The sequence below is a fragment of the Erythrobacter tepidarius genome (assembly GCF_002155695.1).
Taxonomy (GTDB): Bacteria; Pseudomonadota; Alphaproteobacteria; order Sphingomonadales; family Sphingomonadaceae; genus Erythrobacter; species Erythrobacter tepidarius.
On the sequence record NZ_MUYJ01000019.1, the window covers coordinates 22,734 to 30,204 of the forward strand.

A 7,471-nucleotide genomic window follows, 5' to 3' on the forward strand; every position below is an offset into this window, starting at 1 on the left:
ATGAGCGCGTGGAGCGAGACGGAACTGGCGGCCCTGCGCCGCGCCTACGCCAGCGGCACGACCCGCGTGAGCTATGACGGCAGAACCGTCGAATACGGCTCGGCCGCCGATCTGCTGGCGCGGATCCGCACGCTCGAGCAGGCGCTCGCCAGCGCCTCGCGGCCGTTGCCGCTTGCCGGCCTTGCCGGGTTCTCGCGCGGGGATCGCTGATGGCGCTGGGCTGGTTCGACCGGGCGCTGGGCTGGATCGCGCCGCGCATGGCCGCGCGCCGGGTGCTGGCGCGCGAGGCCTTCGCGAGCCTTGCGCGCGGCTATGACGGGGCGGCGCGCGGGCGGCGCACCGAGGGCTGGCGCGCGACCGGCAGTTCGGCCGATGCCGAGATCGGCGCGGCCGGGCCGCTCCTGCGCGACCGCATGCGCGATCTGGTGCGCAACAATCCCCATGCCGCCAAGGCGGTGGCGGTGCTGGTCAACAATATCGTAGGCGCGGGCATCATGCCGCGCTCTGCGAGCGGCGATGCGGCCCTCGACCGCCGGGTCGATGCCCTGTTCGAGCGCTGGTCGGCCGAGTGCGACGCCGATGGCCAGCTCGACTTCTACGGCCTGCAGACGCTGGTCTGCCGCGAGATGGTCGAGGCCGGCGAGGTGCTGGTGCGGCGCCGTCCGCGCCGCGCCGGGGATGGTCTGGCCGTGCCGCTGCAGCTGCAGATGATCGAGGCCGACCTGCTCGATGGCTCCCGCCATGGCGCTTCCGGCGCGGGGCGGATCGTCCAGGGGGTCGAGTTCGATGCGCTGGGGCGCCGCCGGGCCTACTGGCTCCATGCCGAGCATCCCGGCGACGGCGGGCCTCTGGCCACGCTGCGGCAGGGCAGCCGTCCGGTGCCGGCCGAAGACATCGCCCATGTCTACGAGAAGCAGCGCACGCAGGTGCGCGGCGTGCCCTGGGGCGCGCCGGTGATCCGGGTCCTGCGCGATCTCGACGACTACGAGGTCGCCGAGATCGTGAGGAAGAAGACCGAGGCCTGCGTCACCGCGATCGTCGTCGGCGACGACGAGACGCAGCAGGGCATTGCCCCGGCGGTGGTCGATGCCGACGGCAACCGGGTCGAGCAGTTCGAGCCGGGGCTGATCGCCTATGCCCGCGGCGGCAAGGACATCCGCTTCAACCAGCCTGCCGCGACCGGCGGCTATGCCGAGTACCGCCGCGCGAGCCTGCACACCATCGCGGCCGGGTTCCGGGTGCCCTACGAGCTGCTGACCGGGGATCTCTCCCAGGTCAACTACTCCTCGATCCGCGCCGGCCTCGTCGAGTTCCGCCGGATGATCGATGCGGTGCAGTGGCAGCTGTTCATCCCGATGTTCTGCCTGCCCGTCTGGCGCTGGTTCACGCAAGGCGCCTGGGCGGCAGGGGCAATCCCTGTGCCCGAGGTTCCGGTCGAGTGGTCGCCGCCGCGCTTCGAGGCGGTCGATCCCTACAAGGATGCCATGGCCAACCTCATCGCCATCCGCTCGGGCACGATGACGCTGGCCGAGGCGATCGCGCGTGCCGGGCGCAATCCCGAGGCGGTGCTGGCCGAGATCGCCGCCACCAATGCCCGGCTCGATGCGCTCGGCCTCGTGCTCGACAGCGATCCGAGGCGGGTGAGCCGCACTGGCGGGGTGCAGGGCAGCGATCCGCTCGCCACCGACAGCGAACAGGAGTGACAGGCAATGGAGACGACGATCGAGCTTCCGGCGCTGCGCCGGGCGGGCGAGCTTGCGCCCCATACCATCGACCCTGCCGCCCGCACCGTCGAGGTGGTCTGGTCGACCGGTGCACGGGTGCTGCGCCAGCGCTGGTTCGATGCGCCCTATGACGAGGAGCTGAGCCTCGATCCCGCCCATGTCCGGCTCGAGCGGCTGAATGCGGGCGCGCCGTTCCTCAAGGTGCACGAGACCGACAGCCTCGATGCGATCATCGGCTCGGTGGTGCCCGGCTCGGCGCGGATCGAGCAGGGGCGCGGGCTTGCGCTGATCCGCTTCTCCGAGCGCGCGGAGGTGGAGCCGATCTGGCGCGACATCGAGGCCGGGCACATCCGCGCGGTCTCGATCGGCTACCAGGTCCACCGTTACCAGGTGAGCCGGCCGGAGAACGGGCGCGAGCTGTGGCGCGCGATCGACTGGACCCCCTTCGAGATCTCGGCCGTGCCGGTGGGCGCCGACCCGCAGGCCGGCTTCCGCAGCAGCCCGGTCCCCCATTCCCCCTGCGTCCTCGTCCGGCGGGACGCACGCCCAAGCCCCGAAGGAGAGCTGACCATGCACGACCCCGTCCCCGATCCGTCCGCCGCCGATGCGGCCGCCAGCGCCCCGTGCGAGGAAACCCGCGCGGCTGCCAGCGCCGTCGCTTCCGATGGCGCCCCCGCTGTTGCCCCCATTCCCACGCCGCTGCGCGAGGCCGATGCCGGCTTGCCGTCCGATGCCGAGGCGATCGCGCGCCGGGCCCGCGAGGAGGAACGCGCGCGGGTCGCCGCGATCCACGATCTGGCAAGCCGCCTCAGGCTCGAGCGCGGCTTCGCCGAGGATCTGGTCCGGCGCGGCACCCCGCTCGAGGAAGCGCGGCAGCTGATCCTCGACGAGCTTGCTGCCAAGGCCGAGGAGACCCGCAGCTTCCCCCATGTCGCGATCCCGCTCGGCGGGCGCGACGAGCGGGTCACCCGCCGCGAGGCGGTGACCAATGCCCTGCTCCACCGCTACAGCCCGGGCCTGTTCCCGCTCGAGGATGCCGCGCGGTCCTATCGCGGCATGACGCTCATGGAACTCGCGCGCGAGAGCCTCGAGCTGGCCGGCACCAGCACGCGCGGGCTCTCGCGCGACGAGGTGGCGACCCGCGCGCTGCATGCGACCTCGGACTTCCCCGAGATCCTCGCGGCCGTCACCAACCGCACCCTGCGCCAGGCCTATGAGGCTGCCCCGCGCACCTTCACCGCCTTCTGCCGCCAGGTGCTGGCCACTGACTTCAAGGCCATGCACCGGGTGCAACTGGGCGAGGCGCCGCAGCTTCTGGAAGTGGCCGAGAGCGGCGAGTTCAAGCGCGGCACGCTCGGGGAGAGCAAGGAGAGCTATCGCGTGAAGACCTATGGCCGGGTGGTGGCGATCACCCGTCAGGTGCTGATCAACGACGATCTCGACGCCTTCACCCGGATCCCGGCGATGTATGGCAATGCCATCGCCCAGCTCGAAAGCGATGTCGTCTGGTCGATCATCACCTCCAACCCCGCCATGGCCGACGGGCAGGCGCTGTTCCATGCGAGCCACAGGAACCTTGCCGCCACCGGCACGGCGCTCGATGTCACGAGCCTCGGGGCGGCGCGCGCGGCCATGGCGAGGCAGACCGGGCTCGACAAGAAGACCGTGCTCAACATCCGCCCGGCCTTCCTGATCGTGCCCGCCGCGCTGGAACTCAAGGCCGAGCAGCTGCTGGCGCAGAACCTCGTGCCGGCCTCCAGCGGCAATGTCGTGCCGGCCTCGATCCGCACGCTGGTGCCGATCGCCGAGCCGCGGCTCGATGCCGCGAGCGAGACCGCCTGGTATCTCGCCGCCTCGCCCGCCCAGATCGACACCATCGAATATGCCTATCTCGAGGGCCAGCAGGGGGCCTACATCGAGACCCGCAACGGGTTCGATGTCGACGGGGTCGAGATCAAGTGCCGGCTCGACTTCGGCGCCAAGGCGATCGACTGGCGCGGCCTCTACAGGAACCCCGGCGCCTGATCCGGTCCCGTCTTTGACACCTGAACCCCTACGAGATGGGCGGTCCTGACGGGCCGCCCTTCGTCTTTCCAGGAGGATCTTCCCCATGAAAAACTACGTCCAGCCCGGCAAGACCATCACCCTTGCCGCACCCCATGCCCTTGCCCCCGGCGACGGCCTGCTGGTGGGCGCGATCTTCGGCGTCGCCAGCGGTGCTGCGCAATCCGGTGACAATGTCGAGGCCGCGCTCGTCGGCGTCTTCGATCTGGCCAAGGCGCCGAGCCAGGCCTGGAGCGTGGGCGCCAGGGTCTATTGGGACAACACCAACCGGCGCTGCACCACCACGGCTTCGGGCAACACGCTCATCGGCGTTGCCACCGAGGCGGTTGCCGGCGGGGCCGAGGATGTCGTCGGCCGGGTGCGGCTCAACGGCAGCTTCTGATGAGCGCCTTTGCCGCCGCGCTCGATGTGCTGTTCGCTGACCCCAACCTTGCCCGCGATGGTCTCTGGCGTGCTGGCGGCAGCGGCCCGCCGGTTCCGGTGCGCGTGGTGCTGCGCCGGCCGGACCGGGTGGCCGACTGGGGCGAGACCCGCCTTCACGCCGCAACCGCGCTCGCCGATCTGCGCATGGCCGAGGTGCCAGTGCTGGAACCAGGCGATGTCATCGCGGTCGCAGGCCAGGACTGGATCGTCCAGGGCGAGCCGCTGGGCGATGCCGAGCGCCTCGTCTGGACGGCGGAGCTGGCCCCCTCATGAGGCTCGCGCTCACCACCATCGGCGATCTCAGGCAGATCATGGCCGAAGAGGTGGCTGCGGCCGAGCAGGCGGTGAGCGGGGCTGTCACCGAGGCGACCGCCGGGCTCAAGGGCGAGCTGCGCGCGCAGGTGACCGGCGCGGGGCTGGGAGCGCGCCTTTCCCGCACCTGGCGCTCGCAGGTCTGGCCGAGCGGCGAGGCGAGCCTCGGGGCGGCGGGACTGGTCTGGTCGAAGGCGCCGGCGATCATCCGCGGCCATGCCGAGGGCGCACTGATTCGCGCGCGTGGCGGCACCTTCCTTGCCATCCCGACCGAGGCGGCGCTCTCCATGCGCGCCGGTGACCGGCGGCTCACGCCGCAGCTGTGGGAGCAGCGCATGGGCACGCCTTTACGCCTCGTGCCGGGACGAGCGGGCCGGCCAGCCCTGCTGGTCGCCGAGAACCTGCGCGCGCGCAGCGGCCGGCGCGGCGGCTATGCCCGGGCGAGCGCCACGGCGCTCAGGACCGGGCGCGGCCTCGTGAGCGTGGTGCTCTTCGTGCTGGTGCCGCAGGTGCGGCTTCGCAAGCGCCTCGATGTCGAAGGCGCGGCCGAGCGCTGGATCGGCCGGCTCGAGGACCGGGTGGTGGGACGCTGGAGGTGAGGATCGGTGATGTCGACGCGTGAGGCCATTCTGGCAGCGCTCGCCGCGCAGCTCGGCGCTGCACTCGCGGCGCCGGTGCGGCGCAATGCGGCCCTGCCCGAGAAGGTGCCGGCTGACGGGCTCGTCATCCTGCGCGACGGCGAGCCGGGCGAGCCCGAGGTGACGCTGAACCCGCGCCGCGAATGGTATCGCCACCGCATCGAGCTCGAGCTGTTCGTGCCGCAGGGGAATGCTGGCGGCGGTGAGGCGGCGCTCGATGGGCTGCTCGGCGCGATCGGTGCGGCACTCCGCGCCGACGAGACGCTCGGCGGCCTTGCCGAGACCCTCACTCCGGCCGCGCCGGAGATCGGGGTGCTGGCCATCGAGGGCGCAGTCCCGCTGCTCACCGCGCGGCTCGTGCTGACCGCCGAGTATCTGGTCAGCGATCCGCTCGCGGGGTGAGATGCGATGGGATCAGGATGGGCCGGCAATGGGCCCGAACGGGAGCCGCCGCCCGGACGGAGGCGGCGGATCATCAAGCTGCGACTGCGGAGTCGTCACGCCTGCTTCAGGCGGGCGATCCCGAGCAGTGTGTCCTTCAGCGTCTCGCTCACCGCGCGGCTGGCGCTGGCGGATGGGCCGACGCGCAAGGCCCCGGCGCGCCCGACGTAGTAGTGCCAGCCCTGCGGCGCCTTGGGATGGCTGCAGGTAAGCACAGTGTAGCGCTGCGTGGCGGCATCGGGGACGAGGCGCTCGCCCGAGGCGAGGAGAGCGGCGACCAGACGGTCGTGGAGCGTGGCCTTGGCCATGGCTCAGCCTTCCGCTTGCAAGCGATAGACCCGCCCGCGGGTCTCGTCCCGGTGCGAGGCCACGCCAAGGCCCAAGCGGCGCTTGAGCCCATGCGAGAGCGCGGCGCGCACCGTGTGCCTCTGCCATCCGAGTGCTGCTGCGATCTCGGCCACGCTGGCGCCCTCGGGTGCCTGCAGCATGGCGATGAGCGCGGCCTGCTTGGTGCCGTCGCGCTGGCGGCGCGGCGGCGGGGCAGGCGTGGCGACAGCCTCCTGCGAAGCGGGTGGTTCGGGCTCAGGATCGCAGATGTGGCAGCGCGTGGTGTGTGCAAGCTCGGTGCCAGCCAGATGGAGCCTGCGGCCTGCGCCGTTGCAGTGCGGGCATTGGGACTCCTCGTGCGCAGCGCCAGATCCTTGCGGGGCTGCAGCCTTGGCTCCCCCGGCGCTGCCGACGGCGGCAAGGCCTGCGGGCGTGATGTGAAGCAGGGTGGCGCGGCCGTCCTCGTCATTGCGCCAGAAAGTGTTGTGCTTGGCGCTGGCCTTGGTCCAGCTGCGGGTCACGGTCTCGGCGATGAGCCCGCGCCGCAGCAGGGCGGCAACGACCCGCCGGGCATTGGGTCCGCGCAGCGATCCGGGAAGCGGCAGGACATTGCCATCCGCGCGCTGGGCGGCGGCGCTCAGGACCATACGCTGGGTGTCGGAAACCGGCATGGGACTGCTCTGTGTCATGGTCATGCCTCGATCCCAAGGAAGCGGGCGATCTCGCGCAGCTGGTCGCGGACATGGGCAAGGCTGCCGACATGGCCCCAGTGCACGCTGTCGGGTTCGGCGTGGAAATGATCCTCGCTCAGCGCCTGCAGACGTTCGAGCAGCCTGTCGATTTCGAGCTTGTTGGCCATGAAGGCTTCGAGCGCTGCCTTGCTGTTGCGGCGGGCCTTCTCGGCGCGGGCCTCGTGGCGGGCGGTGGTGGTCAGGGTCATCTGCTTCCTCCGTTGGCGATGCATCCGGTAGAAGCGTGTTCGCTCTGTCCGCCCTGCTTATCAAGCGATTAAGCACATGATCTGAAACAATAATCCTGCCCCGCGCGGGTGGCTCGCGCGGGCCTTCCCGTCCCCCATCCCCATCGGAGATGACCCATGCCCAAACTGCGTGCCTATGGCGCGGATGCGACGCTCAAGATCGCCCGCGAGACGAGCTATGGCGTGATGCCGTCGAGCGGCTGGCGCAGCCTCGACTTCCGCTCGACCGACCTTGCCGCCACGCAACCGCTCGCCGCCGATCCGCTGCTCGGGCGCGGGCGCAATGCGCAGGATCCCTATCGCGGCCTCGTCACCGACGAGGGCCAGATCGACGTGCCGCTCGACCTGCGCGGCACAGGCTACTGGCTCACCGCCCTGTTCGGCCTGCCGACGACGAGCAGCGTGGCGGCAAGCGGATCGATCACCTTCGCCGCCAATCCCGCCGCCGGGCAGACGATCACGCTGAACGGCGTGGTCTGGACCTTCGTCACCGGCACGCCGGGGGCGCTGCAGACCCAGATCCAGGCGACCGTGACCCAGACCATCGACCAGCTGGTCACCAA

Annotated in this window: 11 protein-coding genes; 8 read left to right on the top strand and 3 right to left on the bottom strand. The window is 71.2% G+C overall.

Annotated features, from left to right (window positions below):
• The 7 genes from BZF61_RS14860 to BZF61_RS14890 all read left to right on the top strand — a co-directional run bounded on the left by BZF61_RS14860 (position 1) and on the right by BZF61_RS14890 (position 5,563).
• A complete protein-coding gene (locus BZF61_RS14860; protein ID WP_027443912.1) occupies positions 1-210 on the top strand; it encodes a phage head-tail joining protein in 210 nt (69 codons plus the stop codon).
• Positions 210-1,703 carry a phage portal protein gene (locus tag BZF61_RS14865; RefSeq protein ID WP_027443911.1) on the top strand — a complete coding sequence of 498 codons (1,494 nt, stop codon included), beginning with the start codon at positions 210-212 and terminating at the stop codon, positions 1,701-1,703. Before BZF61_RS14860 ends, BZF61_RS14865 begins: the two co-directional genes overlap by 1 nt.
• A gap of 6 nt (positions 1,704-1,709) precedes the next feature.
• Positions 1,710-3,749, top strand: coding sequence for a prohead protease/major capsid protein fusion protein (locus BZF61_RS14870; RefSeq protein ID WP_027443910.1), 2,040 nt, complete (start codon positions 1,710-1,712; stop codon positions 3,747-3,749).
• 85 nt (positions 3,750-3,834) lie between these two features.
• Positions 3,835-4,170, top strand: a complete 336-nt coding sequence (locus BZF61_RS14875; protein WP_027443909.1) for a DUF2190 family protein — start codon at positions 3,835-3,837, stop codon at positions 4,168-4,170.
• Positions 4,170-4,484, top strand: a complete 315-nt coding sequence (locus BZF61_RS14880; RefSeq protein ID WP_027443908.1) for a head-tail joining protein — start codon at positions 4,170-4,172, stop codon at positions 4,482-4,484. Before BZF61_RS14875 ends, BZF61_RS14880 begins: the two co-directional genes overlap by 1 nt.
• Positions 4,481-5,122, top strand: coding sequence for a DUF6441 family protein (locus BZF61_RS14885; RefSeq protein ID WP_086620085.1), 642 nt, complete (start codon positions 4,481-4,483; stop codon positions 5,120-5,122). The genes BZF61_RS14880 and BZF61_RS14885 overlap by 4 nt, the downstream gene beginning before the upstream one ends.
• 9 nt (positions 5,123-5,131) lie before the next feature.
• On the top strand, positions 5,132-5,563 hold the full coding sequence (locus tag BZF61_RS14890; RefSeq protein WP_211219364.1) for a hypothetical protein: 432 nt from the start codon (positions 5,132-5,134) through the stop codon (positions 5,561-5,563).
• A 95-nt stretch (positions 5,564-5,658) separates the two neighbouring features.
• On the opposite strand, the gene BZF61_RS14895 is transcribed toward BZF61_RS14890, so the two are convergent.
• The 3 genes from BZF61_RS14895 to BZF61_RS14905 are packed head-to-tail and all read right to left on the bottom strand — an operon-like array spanning position 5,659 to position 6,869.
• Entirely contained in the window at positions 5,659-5,910 is a 252-nt protein-coding gene (locus BZF61_RS14895) for a hypothetical protein (RefSeq protein WP_027443742.1), read from the bottom strand.
• Between the two features lie 3 nt (positions 5,911-5,913).
• Positions 5,914-6,624, bottom strand: coding sequence for a DUF3489 domain-containing protein (locus tag BZF61_RS14900; RefSeq protein ID WP_211219334.1), 711 nt, complete (start codon positions 6,622-6,624; stop codon positions 5,914-5,916).
• On the bottom strand, positions 6,621-6,869 hold the full coding sequence (locus tag BZF61_RS14905) for a hypothetical protein (protein WP_051221149.1): 249 nt from the start codon (positions 6,867-6,869) through the stop codon (positions 6,621-6,623). The genes BZF61_RS14900 and BZF61_RS14905 overlap by 4 nt, the downstream gene beginning before the upstream one ends.
• Before the next feature lie 156 nt (positions 6,870-7,025).
• On the opposite strand from BZF61_RS14905, the gene BZF61_RS14910 reads away from it, so the two are divergent.
• A partial coding sequence (locus BZF61_RS14910) for a phage tail tube protein (protein ID WP_245804670.1) occupies positions 7,026-7,471 on the top strand: 446 nt, incomplete at its 3' end.